Source organism: Vibrio quintilis, from assembly GCF_024529975.1.
GTDB classification, from domain to species: Bacteria; Pseudomonadota; Gammaproteobacteria; order Enterobacterales; family Vibrionaceae; genus Vibrio; species Vibrio quintilis.
On record NZ_AP024897.1, the window covers coordinates 2,030,036 to 2,048,295 of the forward strand.

An 18,260-nucleotide genomic window follows, 5' to 3' on the forward strand; every position below is an offset into this window, starting at 1 on the left:
TTACTTGAGTATGTCTGTATTAAGACACGAATTTCAACAAAACGCAATAAAATACACAAAAGCACATAAATACAACATTACAATTGTTTTATTTTTATTGTTGACCTGAAGAAATATCACATATACGATATTTCATATATATGGAATAGTGAATATGAGGCGAATCATGACACCACTGGTCTTTTTCAAATGTCTCGCTGAAGACACGCGGTTGAAAACACTGCTGTTAATCAGCAGGAATCAAGAACTTTGCGTTTGTGACTTGCAGGCAGCACTGCAATTGAGCCAGCCCAAGGTATCCCGGCATTTGGCTGAATTGCGTAAATGTGAGCTGGTGACAGATGAAAGACGGGGGAAATGGGTCTACTATCGTCTTAACCCTTCTCTTCCGGATTGGGCAGTGGAAGTTCTGGATGTGTCAGAGAAGCACAATAACGACTATCTGAGCGACTGCCTGGAACGGCTTTCCTGTGCCTGCAACAGTGCATGCGTCTCATGATCCTGAAAATGATAACCAAACAGCTTCAAAGGGAGTTGCATGATGAATCTTAATGATCTTTCGTTACCGAATCTGGATGAGGCGCAGTTCCGGGAGCCGGATACACGGCACTTTGCGTCCTCATTGTCTCAGCATAAGCCGCGAATTCTTTTACTTTATGGTTCTTTGCGCCAGCGTTCTTTCAGCCGTCTGGTGATTGAAGAATCAGCCAGGCTGCTGATCCGGATGGGGGCCGAAGTGAAAATTTTTAATCCATCGGGATTGCCGTTGCCTGATGACGACGATGACACACATCCTAAAGTACAGGAATTGCGTGAACTGGTTTTGTGGTCGGAAGGGCAGGTCTGGTGCTCTCCGGAACGCCACGGGGCAATGACCGGTATTATGAAAGCTCAGATTGACTGGATACCTTTGTCAATGGGCGCCGTTCGGCCGACGCAGGGAAAGACACTGGCAGTGATGCAGGTTTGTGGCGGTTCCCAGTCATTTAACGTGGTGAATCAGCTACGTGTTTTAGGGCGCTGGATGCGGATGATCACGATTCCGAATCAGTCTTCTGTTGCCAAAGCATTTCTTGAATTTGATGACAACGACAGGATGAAGCCTTCCGGTTACTACAACCGGATTGTAGATGTGCTGGAAGAGTTGATGAAATTTACGCTGATGACACGGGATAACAGCCAGTATCTGGTGGAACGTTATTCTGAACGGGTAGAAACCGCTGAACAACTCATAGCCCGTGTGAATCAGACAGCCTCTGGGGAGAGATAAAGAATGGGACTTTTTGAACGTTATTTAACCGTCTGGGTTGCTCTGGCGATCATCGGTGGCATTGTGACCGGGAGCATGGCACCGGATATTTTTGCCACCATTGCCGGGCTGGAGTATGCCCACGTCAATATTGTGATTGCTGTGCTGATCTGGCTGATGATTTTTCCGATGATGGTGCAGGTGGATTTCACCTCGATTAAAGATGTCGGTAAAAAGCCCAAAGGGCTGGTGTTGACGCTGGTGATCAACTGGCTGATCAAACCGTTTACAATGGCACTGCTTGGCTGGCTGTTTTTTAAGGGCATTTTTGCTGACTGGGTTGCACCGGAAACGGCGACAGAATATATCGCCGGGATGATTTTACTCGGTGTTGCACCCTGTACCGCGATGGTGTTTGTCTGGAGTCAGCTGACAAAAGGGGATGCGAATTATACCCTGGTTCAGGTTTCAATTAATGACATCATTATGATTTTTGCCTTTGCGCCAATTGCAGGATTCCTGCTGGGTGTGACGGATATTACCGTGCCGTGGGACACTTTGTTGTTGTCTGTCGTCCTGTACGTGGTGATCCCGCTGTTTTTTGGCATGCTGTTGCGTAAGAAACTTGATAAGGCCAATGACCACTCACGTTTGAATCACTTTCTTTCTGTGATGAAACCCTGGTCTGTGATTGGCTTGCTGGCAACCGTGGTATTGCTGTTTGGTTTTCAGGCAGAAACCATTCTGAGTAACCCGGAAGCCATTGTCCTGATTGCAATACCTTTGCTGATTCAGACCTACACGATTTTTATTGTGGCTTACGGGCTGGCAAAACGGATGAAACTGCCGCATAACGTGGCAGCGCCGGCTTGTATGATTGGCACCTCAAACTTTTTTGAACTGGCTGTCGCTGTTGCTATTTCACTGTTCGGACTTCACTCCGGCGCTGCATTAGCGACGGTTGTCGGTGTATTAGTCGAAGTACCAGTGATGTTATCACTCGTGTGGTTTGCGAACCGGACACGGCACTGGTTCCAGGCAAGCGTTTAACTTTAAAGGAGAACAAGGAATGGTTGTCATACACCATAATCCTGAGTGCGGCACATCGCGGAATGTGCTTCAGATTATCCGTGATGCAGGATATAACCCGGAAGTCATCGAATATCTGAATGAGGGCTGGAGCAGGCCTCAGTTGCTGGCGTTATTTGCAGCGGCCGGATTAACACCACGGACGGCATTAAGAACGTCAAAATCTCCGGCAAAGGAGCTGGGATTGCTTGATGAGAGTGTTTCTGATGAAGCGATTCTGGAAGCAATGCTGGTTCACCCTGTGCTGGTTAACCGGCCGATTGTCTGTACAGAAAAAGGGGTGAAATTGTGTCGTCCGAGTGAAGCGGTGCTGGATCTGTTGGAAAAGTGGCCACCCGGACCGTTAGTGAAAGAAGACGGAGAAGTGATTATCGATGAGAACGGTAACCGTCTGATTTAATGCAATTGCTCTTTCCCTGATTTTTTCAGATGAGCTCCTTTCTGATGACTGTTCAGAAGTCACAGAGTCAAAAGACCACTAACAGATGATGTTGGTGGTCTTTTTTGTGATTGTTATTGCATATTTTGTCTACACTTTATTGTGTATTACCAAAGGGTTAGCAGTCTCAGGCCGTTTGGGTATATTTAATTCAATTCTGTGAATCAAAATGAGTGACTAATGAAAAAGAAACTAACCATCCTCAGTTCGGTATTGCTTTGCTCCCTGTCTTGTTCAGCACTGGCGGCCAGCCTGATTAACCGCAATGCAACCGCAGAAACGAAAAACCTCTATTACAATCTTTCTAAACTCGGCCGCAAGGTGATGTTTGGCCACGAAGATTCTCTGGCCTATGGCACCCAATGGTGGGGAAAAGGCCGTAAAGCAGCGCTGAATTCTGATATTAAACTGGTCAGTGGCGCTTTTCCGGCAGTTTTTGGTGCTGATCTGGGGGGGATTGGTACCGGCCATGAGAAAAATCTTGATGGCGTTAAATTTTCTGATTATCGCTATTATATTCAGCAAAACTTCCTGTTGGGCGGTGTTAATACGATTTCATGGCACATGTACAGCCCGGTTGATTTGCATGATGCATGGATTAAAAAATCCTATGTACATGATCTGATACCCGGCGGAAAGCATCATGACAGACTGATCACTTTTCTGGATAGCTTTATTCATTTTAATCAGGGACTGAAAGTCAATCAGAGCGGTAAGAAGATTTGGATACCGGTCATTTTCCGTCCGTGGCATGAACATAACGGTGACTGGTTCTGGTGGGGAAAAGGCCACACCTCAGAGCAGGACTATATTGCATTATGGAAGTTCACCGTTGATTACCTGAACAGCAAAGGCCAGAACAATCTGATTTATGAGTTTTCCCCGGATCGTTCCCGGCTGGATATGAATCATTTCGAAGCTTCTTATCTGTACGGTTATGCCGGCGATAAATATGTCGATATCCTCGGCTATGATAATTATTGGGATCTGGGACATCCGGCGAATCAGCTGCCGGCTGAGAAACAGCAGGCGTTGTTTGTTCAGGGATTAGAAAAGCTGACCGATCTGGCGGCAAAGAAAGACAAAGTATCAGCATTGTCAGAAGGCGGGCAGGAAGGGGTGACTGAAGCGCATTTCTGGACTCAGCGTTTCTCTGCCGGTATTTTTGCCAACCGTAAAACCTCCCGGATTTCTTATGCATTGGTCTGGCGCAATAACAATGAATCCGATGGACAAAAAGGCCATTTCTTCGGCACTTATCCTCACCAGAAAAACGCGGATGATTTCAGGTATTTTTACCAAAATCCTAATATCGTCCTGATGGATACGATTCCTGATCTTTATCATCGCTGATGTCACGCCTGGATAAACCGGCAGAAGGCCCGAAATTCCTGTTCCTGAATCAACGGACTTTGGTTATCCGGGTCTGATTATCAGGAATGGGAGACTCAAATCGTTGTCAGATCGCCGCTTCGGAGGATTTCTGCTGCAAGAGGGCCGGTAGCCGGTATTATGCCGTGCTGGATGTATTTTATAGTTGGTGTCTGGCGTGAATAGGTATGAACCCGTATGCTTTGGAATCATGGGATCTCTCTTCAAATAGCACACTTTTTCTTAATGGCAGTTCCCCTTACAAGATAACTCCCCAAACCTTCCAAACTACGATATGAAAAACCTCCGGCTATGCCGGAGGATTGTTTTTTTACAGGTAGCGATTTCGCAAGTGGTCCTGGAAGTGCTGGGCATTAAGTGTTTCACCTGTCGCTTGCTTTACCAACTCGTCGGTAGTTAACAAGCTGCCTTTGCTCCATATGTTATCAGACAACCAGTTAAAAACAGGGGAGAGGTCACCACTTCGTATCGCAGTGTCAACATCAATCGTCTTCTTCATCGCCGCCATAAACTGAGCCGCGTACATTGCGCCTAATGTATAACTCGGAAAGTAGCCGAAGCTGCCATCAGTCCAGTGGATATCCTGCATACAGCCATTTTTATAGTTATCCCGGGTTGTCAGACCCAGATAGCTCTGCATTTTTTGATCCCACAGGTCCGGCACATCGGTATGTTTAATCACTCCGTTCATGAGATCCCGTTCAATTTCATAACGCAGGATCACATGGGCCGGGTAGGTGAGCTCATCGGCATCCACCCGGATAAAGCCTTTGTTAACGCGGGTATAGAGTTTCTGCAGGTTGTCTTCTGTGAAAGCCGGATTACCCTGGGATTCAAGCATCTCAGCGGCGAGTGACGAGATGGATTGAATAAACGCCGGATGACGTCCTAACTGCATTTCAAAGAACAGAGACTGTGATTCATGAATCCCCATTGAACGCGCTTCGCCTGCGGGAACACCTGCTAATTGTTCCGGTAGTCCCTGTTCATAGCGGGCATGACCCGTTTCATGAATAATTCCCATCAGTGCCTGGGTAAAGTCAGATTCATCATAACGGGTTGTAATCCTGACATCCGTCGGTACGCCACCACAGAACGGGTGAACACTCTCATCTAACCGGCCATGATCGAAATTAAACTGCAGCCGTTTCATCACTTCCATACCCAATGATTTCTGCTGAGATGCAGGGAAAGGGCCGGCAGGGATTAAAACTGAGTCCGCTTGCTGCTGTTCAATCACCTGATTAATCAGGTCTGGCAGCCATTGTTTCGTATCACCAAACAAGGTATCAAGAGAAGCGGTGCTGGTTCCGGGTTCATAAAGTTGCAGCATCGCATCATAAGGGGAACACTGGTTCGCTTCAGCCCGGATTTGAGCTTCCTCACGGGACAGCTCAACCACGGTTTTCCAGTTGTTTTCAAATCCCGGCCAGTCATTCTCCTGTCGCTGCGTCCGCCATGCATGTTCACAGGCTGAACCTGCCAGTGATTTAGCCCGGACTAAATCTTCAGGGATGACTGTGGCGAGTTGCCACTGACGTCTGCATTCTCTGAGAATCGCCTGTTCTGTGGCTGTCAGGTTTTCATTTCCGGCTTCAGTGAACCACTCTTCCAGTTGCGGTGCCGTGGAAAGCTGATGAATGTGGCGGGCCAGTTCAGCCAATGCCTCAGAACGGGCCTGATTGCCACCGGATGGCATATTCGACGCGGCATCCCAGCCGAGCATGGCTTGTGCGTGGGAGAAGTGTGAGATTTGCTGGTAATGCTGGGTTATTTTTTTTAATGACATGACAGTAAATTCTCTTTGTCAGGAATATCAGATCTGATGATTATCACAGAATCTTTTGTCTGTCATCCTAAAGTCTCTGTCAAAGCTGTCCGCACAGTTTTAGTTCGACACCGGTTTTTCGGAATTGGGATTAATTTGGCTGAAATGTAAACAAAATCAACATGAATTATGTTAAGTGAGTTGCAATTAAATGCTTTACTTCAAATTTTTTCAAAAAGAAACTAAGTGAAATAAAATAAATTGCATAAAATGCGATTCGTTTTTTTTGAGTTCGAATACAAAGGTTATTCACATGTCAGTTTTTTCAGGCTTAGGATTTTCAGTAAGAATGTCCAGAGGAGGGCTCTTCGTCGTCTTCGGTAACTACAATACGAATATTATGTCCCAGTGGATGAATGTGTCTATGACTGGCCATCTGAATTAATGGAGTAAGCTCATTATGATGTATCAGTTTGATCCGGTGATTCCGGAAATTAAAGCAAAAAACACAGAAACCCTTTATCTGCTGATTGATGGCGCGCAATTAACTGATTTAAGTCAGTTACCTTCTCATATCTCTCCTGTACCGGTGTATTGCTATCTGGTGTGTGAAGAATTAAACCGGATTTCTCCATATCTTTTTCAGGCTACACCGGATATAAAGCAGTGGTTTATTGCGCAAAACCAACCAACAGCCGGCTTCTTTTTCAGCTCTTTATGGGGTGCCGAAGAGCTGGTGCAACACTTTCACCAGTTGATTCAGGTTAATTCTCCTTATAATACGCAAACTTATCTGAAAATGGCGCATTCAGAAGTTGCCTGGGCACTTTTGAAAACAAAATGTCAGCTCTTCTGGGAGCCGATGGAAACCGCATGGTTGCCAACCCGGATGGGCTGGAAAGTGCTGACTCATCCTGAAGATACCGGGAATAAAAGTGCTGAAGCACCATTGAATCTGGATAAAGAGCAGTGGATGCTGTTTGATGAGATTGCGTGGCGAAACTTACTGGAAAAAATCCACCGTCATGTTTGCAGACATTTTCCCGATATGCTGAAACAGGAATTTTTTGATCTGTGGATCGATGCGCATGCGCGTATCGCGCATCAGAAAGGATTTACGACCGCGTGGGATCAATTACGTTATTTCAACATTATTGGTCTGTTGGGCGAACAATCCGTCACTTCTGAAATATATCCGGATATTTACCATCTGGTTCACTTTACTTCGAAGGACAGTCCTGCTCAACGAATTCAGCGGGCAGAAAAGCTGGCACTTCAGTACGCTGAGCCGGAAATAAATCATAGCTGAATATCAGATTGATGAAGATACTTTCAGGTAACATTCTTCTTTATGTAACATACTTCGGGTAATTTTATTTTCATTGACCTGAGAATCAGTCTGAAAAACCAATGCCCGGAGCTTTTGCCCATATTGTTGCCGTCAATCAGGCTTTTTGTGATCAAAACCTGAAAACGACTTTTCCAAGCCGCATCCGGCGGATTCTGACGGTTTACCAACGCTATACCGAGCTGGGTGCTGTGTCTCCTGATTTTCCTTATCTGAAGATTACGGACAGTCATCAGGCTGAATGGGCAAACCGGATGCATTACCAGCAGGTTGGCGTTTTGTTGCTCAGGATGATTGAACGGGTCCGGCAAATGAGCGGAGAACCTCAGGACAGGGCATTTGCCTGGTTAAGTGGTTTTCTGGCCCATGTGATTACCGATATCACCATTCATCCGGTCATTGAACTGAAAGTCGGGCACTATGCTCAAAATAAGATTCAGCACCGTCAGTGTGAAATGCATCAGGACGCCTTTATCTGGCAGAGGATGGGTATGGGGCATATCGGCAGTATTGAGCGTATGTCCCGTCACTTACTTCACTGTGCGGATGTCTCTTCACCGCAGCAGCTTGATCAATCGATTCAACATTTATGGTATGCATCTTTGCTTGATGTTTTCGGAGAGTCAGAAGCCGCGCCTGATATCAATGGCTGGTTTCGTGGATTTGTCCGGGTGATCGGGCTGGTTGAAGATCAGTACCGGTTGTTTCCTTTTTCCCGTCATGTGGCAGCATTTTTAGGTCTGGTCTATCCGGAAACGGATAAGATTGAATCTGATTATATTGACCGGCTGCCAACGCCGTTTGGTTATCAGCACTATGATCAGGTGTTTGATTTTGCGGTCAGCCATATTCTTGAATATCAGGCGTTACTGTCTGAAGCGGTCTTTCATGATGGCAGGGTCAACTGGTTAAAAAACTGGAATCTTGATACCGGATACAGTGAAGAGGGTGAACTGACTGTGTGGCAAAAACAAAGTGAAAATGTTGCCTGATTTGTCCGTTTCTTCTCCCTGAACAGACTGAAAGCAAAAAAAAACCACCTGCGGTGTGCAGGTGGTTCCTGATTCAGGAAGAGTGACTGACGGATGCAGTCTTTGTGCTGCCGAATCGATCTGAGTTGAAATACATTTTTGTTTCTTCGATCACCACACGTCTGAGCAGGATGAGTCCGATCAGATTCGGAATGGCCATCAGGCCGTTGACTATATCGGCAATAATCCAGATGAGATCCAGATGTAAAAATGCACCAGAAGCAATCAGGCCGATGAAGACGACTTTATAGGGCAGAATGCCTTTGGTTCCGAATAAGAAAACAACACATCGCTCACCATAATAGTTCCAGCCAAGAATCGTGGTGAACGCAAAGAAGATCAGACCAATTGAGACTAGCAACGGCCCAACCGTTTCAGAGTTCAGGCCCACGGTAAAGGCATGCGTTGTCATGGCCGCACCGGAGAAATCACTCTGCCATGCACCGGTCAGAATTAATGCCAGCCCCGTCATGGTACAAATCAGAATCGTATCAAAGAAGGTGCCGGTCATCGAAATCAGGCCCTGTCTGACGCAAGAGTCTGTTTTAGCGGCGGCGGCGGCCATCGGTGCACTTCCCAGCCCTGATTCATTTGAGAATACCCCGCGGGCAACGCCGGACTGAATCGCCAGCATAATGGTAGCTCCGGCAAAGCCACCGGTTGCTGCACTGCTGCTGAAAGCAGACTGAATCACCAGCTGAATCGCCGGGATCAAATGTTCTGACTGATTGAAAAGGATGAACAGACAGGCCGTAATATAAAACACTGCCATCACCGGGACAATTTTGCTTGCCACATTGGAAATCCAGCGGATGCCACCAATCGTTACCACGGCAACCAGCGTCGTGAGGATGGCTGCTGTGACTTCGCGTGAAATGCCAAATGAAATCTGTGACGCGTCAACAATCGCATTCACCTGAGGGAAAGTACCGATACCGAAGAAAGCGACACCGATAGCAAATACAGCGAACGCGGTCGCCAGAAATCCGGAACCCACACCATATTTCAGAAAATACATCGGCCCGCCGACCATCTGGCCTTTGTCATCTTTCCTGCGGTATTTGATCGCGAGCAGGCACTCAGCGTATTTCGTTGCCATCCCGAAAACGGCAGCAAACCACATCCAGAACAGCGCGCCGGGACCACCTAACTTGATGGCGGTTGCCACACCGACAATATTCCCGGTGCCGATGGTGGCTGAAAGTGCAGTACACAAAGCTGCGAAGCTTGACACATCCCCCTGATTACCGCTTTGTGATGAGCGGCCAAACACCATTTTCAGTGCAGTGGGTAATTGACGAAACTGAAGTAGTCCGAGGCTGAGTGTAAAATAGATACCGGTGCCAACCAGAAGAATCAGCAAGGGTGGTCCCCAGATAAAATGATCAATTTGATTTAAAAAGTGTTGCAGGTTTGTCATGTTCTCCCCTTAAAAAATATAAACCTAAGGAGAAGAGGGAAGGTCGAAAATTACAAGGGCGGATATGAGCGGGACGCATCATCCGGTCAGATATCTGATCATCGTTTTGGGGCCTTCTCTCCTCTGTCCTTTTGCCTGAGAGTTTCACCCCATGATCATCATGGGACTTGCTCCTTCGGCGACCGATTCAACGGTTCTCTCCAGAGGTTCCTCCGGCTACAGTCCTCGTATACTGCTAAGATCAACAGATCCCAGAGTGATACACCTGAAAGATTTACTTCTTCGGCGGGTTTGTGTTGCCTTGTTTGTTAAAACCAGGTTAACAACCTCTCTCCTGTAGCTTTCACCGGAACAATCGTCTTAAATTGACGATTGCGGAAAATACTAATCCAAAAAAAATGTGATGTCATCAACAAAATCGGCTGTAATGGATAAAAACAGAAGAATTCATGTTTTATCAGAGATTCTCTGACCTTAAATAAAAGAATCATGGTATAAAAACAAAAAATAAGGCGGCAATGTATGGTTAAGCTGATAGTAATTGTTGTGTTACTCGCGCTTGTATACATTTTGAGATACAAAACCAGTGAAGAGAGACAAAAAGTTGCGGTGATAACCATTGTCGGGGCTTTTGCTATTTATCTGGTTACAGTCGTTGTGATGGAATTAATGCATTAATGAAGTGGAGTATTTGTGGATAATCAACCTGATGATTTAGATGAAGATGTTGTTGTTATCGAGCAAAAAGATAAGAAATCATATCTTTATATCGGTCTGGCGGCTGTTTTAGGGATTGCGGTTGGTGGCTTAATCGGTGGCTCTGTTTCTTCTCAGCAATGGAAACCTGCTTATCAGGAGCTTGAGGCCCGTTATCAAAAGCTGGAAACAAAAATGCAGGAAGAACGGGCAGCGGCTAAACAGGAAGAAAAAGAGAAGTTCAGTCAACTAAAAGAAGAGTTTGCGAAAAAGCTGGAAGAAGAGAAAGCCGGTTATGCTGAGAAATCAGACCTGGTTCAGGCACAGATTACGGCGCTGAAGCAGGAAAAAGAAGCCCTGGAAACTCAGTTGAAAACACAGACAAAACAGATCAATCAGGTGACAGAGCGTAACGACAAGCTCAACCGGCAGACTGGTTTGCAGGCTTCCTTGTTTGAACGTTCACGGGAGTTGTTCCAGCGCGAGTTTAAGATCAAACAGTCTCTGGAAGCCCTGCAAAAAGAGCAGGAAGCGCTGGTTAAAAAAGAGAAAGCACTGAAAAAAGAGTGTAACGATTATCTTGAAGGTTCATCATGGGATGCCCGCTCTGATTCATGTAATCAGCAGGATGCTACCAATGAGCGGCTGGGCAAAGTCAGACAGCTAATCCGGGTACATAAAATGGACCTGAAGCAGATACAGTCGATTGCTGATGAGTTGGGTGTGGATTAAATGACGTTTTCCGGATAAATCTTTCTCTGAAATATTCATAATATCAATCATATCTTGAATGAAGCGAGCCCGGATGATTGGGCCCGCTTTTTTTGTGGATAGAAAACCCCCAGCTAGGCTGGGGGTTCCGTAAAGCTTACAGCTATAAGTCAGTTATAAAACCCCTTTCAATTTGTTAGAAATATCTTGTGGTCTGGCAACTACAAGAGTTAAACAAAAATTGAAAGGGGGTCCCAATGGGGGACGAAAAAAGCTTAGCGCACACTCGATGGAATTGTAAATATCACATAGTATTCGCCCCGAAATATAGAAGGCAGGTGTTCTATGGTGAAAAACGCAGAGCAGTTGGTGAAATACTGCGAAAATTATGTGAATGGAAAAATGTGAACATTGTTGAGGCAGAATGCTGTGTAGATCATGTCCACATGCTTTTGGAAATACCACCAAAGATGAGCGTTTCAGGATTTATGGGGTATCTAAAAGGAAAAAGTAGCTTGATGTTATATGAGCAATTTGGAGATTTGAAGTTCAAATATCGTAATCGTGAATTTTGGTGTCGAGGTTATTATGTGGATACGGTAGGTAAAAATACCGGCAAGATCCAAAATTACATCCAACACCAGTTAGAACAGGATAAATTGGGAGAGCAGCTGTCGATCCCATATTCAGGTAGCCCGTTTACGGGCCGTAAGTAATAGTAATATGCAAATGTCAGATCACTATGCGCCTGCTAGGGCGCTGCTGGTAGGAGAGCCTTATAGGCGCATATGAAAAACCTCCGGCTATGCCGGAGGATTCTTTTTTTAAACGGAGCTTTTTGTGCATGATTTTGGTGCAATGTGCTGTACTTTGGCTCATCAAACCTGAGAATATCGCAGCTGTTTCTCATAAAGTGCTATAAAATCCTTTCGGTATATTTATTGCTGTCATCTATATTAATAATTAACTGCAAAAAATTATCCCGGATTTAGCCTATGAAAATTAGTGTCATTGGAGCAGGTGCTGTTGGTGTCGGCGTCTGTAATTATATTTTAACGCTCGGTAGTGCCAGTGAACTGGTTCTGTTTGATCGGAATTTAACCAAAGCTGAGGCCGAAGTTTACGATTTTCAACATACAGCGGCACTCACTTTTTCAAAAAATACCTGCATTATTCCCGCTGACAGTTATCAGGCATTAGCTGATTCTTCAATTGTGGTGATTACTGCCGGCGCACAGATTAAAACAGGGCAGAACCGTCTTGATTTGGCAGAAGAAAACAGCCAGATCGGGGTAGAAATTGCCAAGCATGTGGAAAAGGTTGCGCCGGATGCAATTCTGATTGTTGTGACCAATCCCTGTGACATTGTCACACATTTCATTGTTGCCAATACAGGCTATGATCCGTCAAAGGTGATCAGCACGGGGTGTGTGATTGATACGGCCCGTCTGATGACGATTATCGCTAACCGGGTCAATCTTGATCCTAAAAACATCTTTGGTTACGTGTTGGGCGAACACGGCAGTCACTGCTTTACACCAAAAAGCCTGATTAGCATTGCCGGGCAGCCTGCTGATTATTACTGTGATATCAACCGGTTACCTAAAATTGATGCCGATGATTTACTTCAGTGTGTGAAACAGGCCGGGTTCGAGATTTTCAACCGTAAGCAAAATACAACCCATGGGATTGCTGCCAGTGTTTTCAGAATTATTCAGGCGATCACGATTAATGAGCGTTCTATCTTACCCGTCGGCACATTACTTCGTGGAGAATATGATTTATCGGATGTAGCGCTCAGTCTGCCGACGATTGTCGGTAAGAATGGCGCAGAGTCAATTTTAATTCATCCATTTACCGGTGATGAGCTGGAAACATTACAACTGATTGCTGAGTCAATGAAGCAGCAGGTACTTGATGTCAAACTCAAAAGTGGGCTATTGCATTAAGATACCTATTGATAATGAGACCTTTTCTCATTAAGATGATTGAAATTTTGTTCCGGCCCCCAGCAAATATGAATCGTCGTAAATATAGTGTGAGTCTTAAATATAGTGTGGTATGTCTGGCTGCGGTGACAGCTGTTTCTGTGTCAGCCGCCAGTCAGTTTGACAAGGCAAAGTCAGTTCAGACACAAACGAACCGGGCTTCAGCAAAAAGTCAGCAGGTGATCGATAAAAGTGCCTCGGCTTCAATCTCATTAAAAACTGAGATTGAACAGCTGAATGAAGAGATCCGGAACCTGACCGTTTACCGTGATCACCTGGATGCACTGGTTCAAAACCAGAATGAAGAAGCCCGCAACCTCAACAGCCAAATCTCCGGAATCAAGCAAACCCGTCAGGGAATTGTGCCCCTGATGTATCAGATGATTGATGGGCTGAGTGAGACGATTGCCGGGGATAAACCGCTGCGGATAAGTCAGCGCCATCAACGGGTTTCTGAACTGAAAAAACTGATGACCAGAGCCGACATCAGTGAAGCAGAGAAGTACCGGAGAATTCTGGATGCTTATCAGATAGAGCTCGATTACGGCAATAAAATTGCGACTTATCAGGATGAAATATCTTTATCCGGTCAAGCGTCAGTGGCAGCTGACATTTTGTATCTCGGGCGTCTGGCACTCCTTGCGCGAAGCCCTGATCATCAACGATTCTGGTCATGGGATATTCAGTCTGGCCAGTGGATTGAAGGCGATCTGTCTTATTTAACAGATATCAATCAGGCATATAGTCTGGCAAATCATCAGACAGCCCCGGGTTTGTTAACTGTTCCTGTTTCATTAGTGACTCCGGAGGCGTTGTAATATGTTGAGTTATCGTCATTTATATCGCTCCATTGCTTTGTTTATCCTGAGCCAGGTTTCTTTGGCAGGCCTGGTTTCCTATAGCTACGCAACCGATCAGCTGGTGAATAAAGCGGTTCAGCAACAGAAGCAGGAAAGCCGGCATAACGATCAGCGGGAAGCGGGCTTTAAACAGACAGAGAAATCACTGAAGGCGACAAGAAATACGCTGGCAAATGAAAAGATAAAATTACAGCAACAGATCGATTCTTTGTCCGCACAATTTAGTGACAATGAGTCACAACTTTCACATCTCGAAGAGAAATTAAGGCTGGAGACCGGTTCACTTGGTGAGGTTTTTGGCGTTGTCAGACAAAATGCGAAAAACCTTCAGTCTTATATAAACCGGTCAATTACTCAGGCAGACCGGCACCAGTACTCTCCGGCAGTGGAAGCGATTGTCGCGGCGAAAACCCTGCCTTCATTACCGCAGTTACATGGTTTGTGGCAAAGTTTCGCTGAGCAAATCAGAGCTTCGGAAGAAATATCCCGGATCAGGGTTCCTTTCATTGATCATTCCGGTGAAAAGCATCAGGTTGAAGCTGTCAGGCTCGGTGCGTTTGGCTTGGTGACATCGCAGGGATATGTTGCATGGGAACCACATAAACAGGTCGTAATGTCATACCTGAAACAACCTGAAGATGGCCCGGTACTCGGGCAGATTTCCGGCTTACTTTCCGGGCAGACACAAGTTGTGCGGATTGACCCGTCGAAAGGTGCTTTACTGGCTCAGCTGGCGAATGTGCCGGATCTGATGGACCGGGTGAAATCCGGTGGCGTTGTTGGCTATATTATCTTGACAATTCTGGCGATCGGGTTGCTGATTGCGCTCGTCCGCGGCACGATTTTGCTGGTTATCCGCCAGAAAATAAAAGCTCAGCTCCGGCATCCTGAAACCCCGGGTAATAACCCGCTGGGACGTATTTTAGGTGTATATGATCAGGAAAAACACCGCAATGTCGAAGCGTTGGAATTGCGTTTACTTGAGGCGGTCATGGATGAACAGGTCCACCTGGAAAAAGGACTGTCCATGTTAAAACTTTTGGCGGCACTGGCACCGATGCTGGGATTACTTGGTACTGTGACCGGGATGATCGAAACATTTCAGGTGATTACCCAGTTTGGCAATGGTGACCCGAAAGTAATGGCCGGCGGGATTTCCATGGCGCTGGTCACGACCGTTCTCGGGCTGATTTCAGCAATGCCAATGCTGTTGGCACATAATATTTTGTCATCTCAGGCTGAAAGTATTCGCATGATCCTTGAGAAACAAGGCATTGCGATTGTTGCAACGCAGGCAGAAAAAGACATCGTGGCTGAAACCCGGGCACAGGTTGCCTGATATGGAAACAGTGGCAACATTTATACAACATGCCTTTTTACCGCTCAACCGTTTTATGGCTCAGGGCGGGCCGGTTTTATGGTGGCTGGGATGTTTTGTTTGTATCAGCTGGATGCTGGTGATTGAACGCTTAATCTATATTTTTATTGATTTTCCGAAACAGTATCAGCACTGGACTACGATCTGGATGGCAAGGCGTGAGCATACATCCTGGTATGCGCATGCGATTCGTGATGGCTGGCTGGGAGAGGCACATCAGGGACTTTATCATCATTTGGGTCTGATCAAAGTGATTGTGGCGATATGTCCGATGCTTGGACTACTCGGCACCGTGACGGGGATGATTTCAGTCTTTGATGTCATGGCGACTCAGGGAAGCAGTAACCCCAAACTGATGGCGTCAGGGATTTCACTGGCCACACTACCAACAATGGCCGGCATGGTTGCAGCGCTGGCCGGTATGTTTATTCATTCCCGGTTGTTGAAAAAATGCCGGAAACTAGAACTGAAACTGGAAAAATCTTTAAGGAGCCGGGTGTGAGACTAGGCAGACGTCCGGAAAAGCAGGATGAAGCGCAGATTGATCTGACTTCTATGCTGGACATAGTATTTATCATGTTAATTTTCTTTATCGTGACCAGTTCATTTGTCCGTGAATCGGGTGTGGAAGTTGACCGTCCTCAGGCTTCTCATGCCGTCGCGCAAAAACAGGCCGGGATTTTTATTGCTATTACAGCCGCGAATGATATTTATATTGATAAGAAAATTGTTGATATTGACAGTGTCAGGGCGGCACTGGAAAAAATGTTGCTGGATAAACCGGATGCCTCTTTAGTTATTCAGGCTGATCGCCATGCCTACAATGGGACTGTGATTCAGGTGATGGATGCAGCCAAAGGGGCCGGGATAAAACGGATTGCTTTAGCTGCGGAGAAATCCTGATGGTACGCTGGATAGCTGCAATCCCGCTGGCTCTGTTTGTCTCATTAACTCTGTTCAGTTTTATGGCGTGGATGGTCGACAATGGCGTTCACCGGGCAGCTGAACAGCAGCCCGCCTTACGCTTTAATATGTTTATGACTGAAAAACAGGAAACATTGCAGAGAAGACAGCGGGCCGTGCCTGAACAACCTGAACTACCGAAGGTGCCAAAGATGGCTCCCTCGGCGACATTGCAGACACCTCAGCCGGTCACTCAGGTGTCTGCCGCATTGGATCTGCCGGCTTCCGGTGTTGATACCAGCATCCACGGTATCCGGATTAGCGGACTGACATTATCCTCTGGCATCGGGAATACCGGTTCTCAGCAGGCAATCGCTCTGTATCAGGTGAAGCCGCAATATCCGGCCCGGGCTCTGAGACGAAATATTGAAGGGACAGTCACATTGCAGTTTGATATTGATGAGTCAGGAAAAGCCAAAAATATCCGGGTGATCAATAGTCAGCCGGGGCGAATTTTTGATCGCTCAGCCCGCAGAGCAATCAGCCGGTGGAAATTTAAGCCAAGAGTGGTCAATGGTAAAACCGTGAGGCAGCAGGGAATGACGCAAACCATCAAGTTTGAGATAGAAAAATGAAGTTAAAACTGATTATCTGCATTTTACTGAGTTGCTGGTTGATGCCCGGGCTGGCTGCGGAAGTCAGCCAGTTTGCTGCCGGAAAAATCATGCTTGCGCAAAAGCAGGCTGAACATGATCAGCTGAAAAAAGCGATACAAACATTGCGGTCGCTGAAAGTATCTAAATCTTATGATAAAGCGTATGTTGCCCGCTTACTTGGGGTCTATTACTGGCAGAATCATCAACCGGATCCTGCAATACGGCATTTGAGTGACGCCGTCACTTATGACTTATTCAAACCACATGAAATGTGGTCATTGAAACGAATGCTTGCCGATCTGTTAACCACTCAAAAACGTTACAAACAAGCTTTGCAGTATTATCAGGAGCTTGTGAAGTCCGTCCCGCCGGAAACGAAATCGTCAGAACTAAAGCTGTCTGAATTATGGCTGACCATTGCCCAGCTTCATTATCAGTCAGAAAACTGGCGCAATGTTTTGCAAGCGTTGAAACATTACCATACTTTTGGTCTGCCTGATGCTGTATCTCCTTTATCTGTTCAGCTTGGCGCTCAGGTACAGCTCAAGCAATATACTTCAGCGATAAAAACGGTAAAACGTTTACTGGCGCTGGAACCAGAGAAAAAAAACTGGTGGTTACAGCTGACCGGTCTGGAATTGAAACTCAAGCATTTTAAATCTGCATTATCAACACTTGAACTGGCTCAGTTACAGGGGATTCACTTATCAGCAGCAAATCAGAGATTATTAGCTCAGCTTTATGGCCAGTGCGGTATTCCGGAGCGGGCAGCAAGAATTCTGGAGCGTTTATATCAAGACTCTCATGCACCAAAGTATCAGGTCCGGATTGCTTACTACTGGCAACAGGCGAAAGAGTGGGATAAAGCCATGCTGAAGTGGCAGCAGGCTGCGAAATCACAGACTAAATATTACTGGCAGCTTGCTCAGCTTCAGATGCAGCAGGGGTTGTATCAGCAAGCGCTTCAATCACTTGATGCTTATTCGCAGGAGAAAAGAGCGCAGGAGAAAAGAACAGCCCGGGTTGCTTTATTAAGGGCTCAGGTTTTATATAAGTTAGATCGTCTTGAGCCGGCACTGATACAGGCGAAAAAAGCTGATCGGATTCAGCCTTCCGGTGAAGCAAAAAGCTGGATTAAATACTTAAGTCAGCTTCATGATTATCATCAGCAAAATCAGAGTATCTGATCTTCTGAGAGTTGGTTCACATTTATTTGTCGTTTTCATGTTGGGTTTTGATGGGTGAGTGATGAATTATTCGTATACACCCGCTTTGCCATTCAACATGAGACAATTTTATCTTCATTCTGTTTGTAAAGACGATTTCTGCGGG

The 18,260-nt window shown here is 46.0% G+C and carries 19 protein-coding genes and 1 riboswitch; of the genes, 17 read left to right on the top strand and 2 right to left on the bottom strand.

Translation table 11 applies throughout. The annotated features are described in order from the left end of the window. The first annotated feature begins 154 nt into the window (after positions 1-154). The 5 genes from OC443_RS09570 to OC443_RS09590 all read left to right on the top strand — a co-directional run bounded on the left by OC443_RS09570 (position 155) and on the right by OC443_RS09590 (position 4,130). Positions 155-499, top strand: coding sequence for a metalloregulator ArsR/SmtB family transcription factor (locus OC443_RS09570; protein ID WP_073586384.1), 345 nt, complete (start codon positions 155-157; stop codon positions 497-499). Between the two features lie 39 nt (positions 500-538). Next, positions 539-1,270 carry an arsenical resistance protein ArsH gene (gene arsH / locus OC443_RS09575; RefSeq protein WP_442478208.1) on the top strand — a complete coding sequence of 244 codons (732 nt, stop codon included), beginning with the start codon at positions 539-541 and terminating at the stop codon, positions 1,268-1,270. 3 nt (positions 1,271-1,273) lie between these two features. Continuing rightward, entirely contained in the window at positions 1,274-2,299 is a 1,026-nt protein-coding gene (arsB, locus tag OC443_RS09580; RefSeq protein WP_073586385.1) for an ACR3 family arsenite efflux transporter, read from the top strand. 19 nt (positions 2,300-2,318) lie between these two features. Beyond that, the gene (gene arsC / locus OC443_RS09585; protein WP_073586386.1) at positions 2,319-2,738 is read left to right on the top strand and encodes an arsenate reductase (glutaredoxin); all 420 of its coding nucleotides are present in this window, start codon (positions 2,319-2,321) and stop codon (positions 2,736-2,738) included. A 219-nt stretch (positions 2,739-2,957) separates the two neighbouring features. Beyond that, entirely contained in the window at positions 2,958-4,130 is a 1,173-nt protein-coding gene (locus tag OC443_RS09590; RefSeq protein WP_073586387.1) for a glycoside hydrolase family 26 protein, read from the top strand. 349 nt (positions 4,131-4,479) lie between these two features. On the opposite strand, the gene OC443_RS09595 is transcribed toward OC443_RS09590, so the two are convergent. Further along, positions 4,480-5,958 (bottom strand): carboxypeptidase M32, encoded by a 1,479-nt coding sequence (locus OC443_RS09595; RefSeq protein WP_073586388.1) that lies wholly within the window; start codon positions 5,956-5,958, stop codon positions 4,480-4,482. Between the two features lie 439 nt (positions 5,959-6,397). On the opposite strand from OC443_RS09595, the gene OC443_RS09600 reads away from it, so the two are divergent. Both OC443_RS09600 and OC443_RS09605 read left to right on the top strand, forming a co-directional pair. Further along, positions 6,398-7,246 carry a DUF4123 domain-containing protein gene (locus OC443_RS09600; protein ID WP_073586389.1) on the top strand — a complete coding sequence of 283 codons (849 nt, stop codon included), beginning with the start codon at positions 6,398-6,400 and terminating at the stop codon, positions 7,244-7,246. A 101-nt stretch (positions 7,247-7,347) separates the two neighbouring features. Then, complete coding sequence (locus OC443_RS09605) at positions 7,348-8,277, top strand: zinc dependent phospholipase C family protein (protein ID WP_073586390.1); 930 nt, start codon at positions 7,348-7,350, stop codon at positions 8,275-8,277. 73 nt (positions 8,278-8,350) lie between these two features. Here the strand turns inward: OC443_RS09605 and OC443_RS09610 are convergent, their stop codons facing one another. Then, positions 8,351-9,736, bottom strand: a complete 1,386-nt coding sequence (locus tag OC443_RS09610; RefSeq protein WP_073586391.1) for an alanine/glycine:cation symporter family protein — start codon at positions 9,734-9,736, stop codon at positions 8,351-8,353. Between the two features lie 113 nt (positions 9,737-9,849). Beyond that, positions 9,850-9,950, bottom strand: a riboswitch (glycine riboswitch). Positions 9,951-10,258: 308 nt separating this feature from the next. Here OC443_RS09610 and OC443_RS09615 point away from each other — a divergent pair. The 10 genes from OC443_RS09615 (at position 10,259) to OC443_RS09660 (ending at position 18,115) form a co-directional block, all read left to right on the top strand. Then, positions 10,259-10,414, top strand: coding sequence for a hypothetical protein (locus OC443_RS09615; protein WP_200796991.1), 156 nt, complete (start codon positions 10,259-10,261; stop codon positions 10,412-10,414). 15 nt (positions 10,415-10,429) lie between these two features. After that, the gene (locus OC443_RS09620) at positions 10,430-11,164 is read left to right on the top strand and encodes a hypothetical protein (RefSeq protein ID WP_073586392.1); all 735 of its coding nucleotides are present in this window, start codon (positions 10,430-10,432) and stop codon (positions 11,162-11,164) included. A gap of 236 nt (positions 11,165-11,400) precedes the next feature. Further along, positions 11,401-11,859 carry an IS200/IS605 family transposase gene (gene tnpA, locus OC443_RS09625; RefSeq protein WP_262021637.1) on the top strand — a complete coding sequence of 153 codons (459 nt, stop codon included), beginning with the start codon at positions 11,401-11,403 and terminating at the stop codon, positions 11,857-11,859. Between the two features lie 279 nt (positions 11,860-12,138). Further along, a complete protein-coding gene (locus tag OC443_RS09630) occupies positions 12,139-13,092 on the top strand; it encodes a lactate/malate family dehydrogenase (protein ID WP_073581890.1) in 954 nt (317 codons plus the stop codon). 68 nt (positions 13,093-13,160) lie between these two features. Beyond that, the gene (locus tag OC443_RS09635; protein ID WP_073581966.1) at positions 13,161-13,949 is read left to right on the top strand and encodes a DUF3450 domain-containing protein; all 789 of its coding nucleotides are present in this window, start codon (positions 13,161-13,163) and stop codon (positions 13,947-13,949) included. A 1-nt stretch (position 13,950) separates the two neighbouring features. Continuing rightward, the gene (locus tag OC443_RS09640) at positions 13,951-15,330 is read left to right on the top strand and encodes a MotA/TolQ/ExbB proton channel family protein (protein ID WP_073581892.1); all 1,380 of its coding nucleotides are present in this window, start codon (positions 13,951-13,953) and stop codon (positions 15,328-15,330) included. A gap of 1 nt (position 15,331) precedes the next feature. Continuing rightward, positions 15,332-15,871 carry a MotA/TolQ/ExbB proton channel family protein gene (locus tag OC443_RS09645; RefSeq protein ID WP_073581894.1) on the top strand — a complete coding sequence of 180 codons (540 nt, stop codon included), beginning with the start codon at positions 15,332-15,334 and terminating at the stop codon, positions 15,869-15,871. Continuing rightward, on the top strand, positions 15,868-16,272 hold the full coding sequence (locus tag OC443_RS09650) for an ExbD/TolR family protein (protein ID WP_073581896.1): 405 nt from the start codon (positions 15,868-15,870) through the stop codon (positions 16,270-16,272). Before OC443_RS09645 ends, OC443_RS09650 begins: the two co-directional genes overlap by 4 nt. After that, positions 16,272-16,907, top strand: a complete 636-nt coding sequence (locus tag OC443_RS09655; protein ID WP_073581898.1) for an energy transducer TonB — start codon at positions 16,272-16,274, stop codon at positions 16,905-16,907. Before OC443_RS09650 ends, OC443_RS09655 begins: the two co-directional genes overlap by 1 nt. Next, positions 16,904-18,115: a tetratricopeptide repeat protein gene (locus OC443_RS09660; protein WP_073581900.1), complete on the top strand. Its 1,212-nt coding sequence runs from the start codon at positions 16,904-16,906 to the stop codon at positions 18,113-18,115. The genes OC443_RS09655 and OC443_RS09660 overlap by 4 nt, the downstream gene beginning before the upstream one ends. Positions 18,116-18,260: the final 145 nt, after the last annotated feature.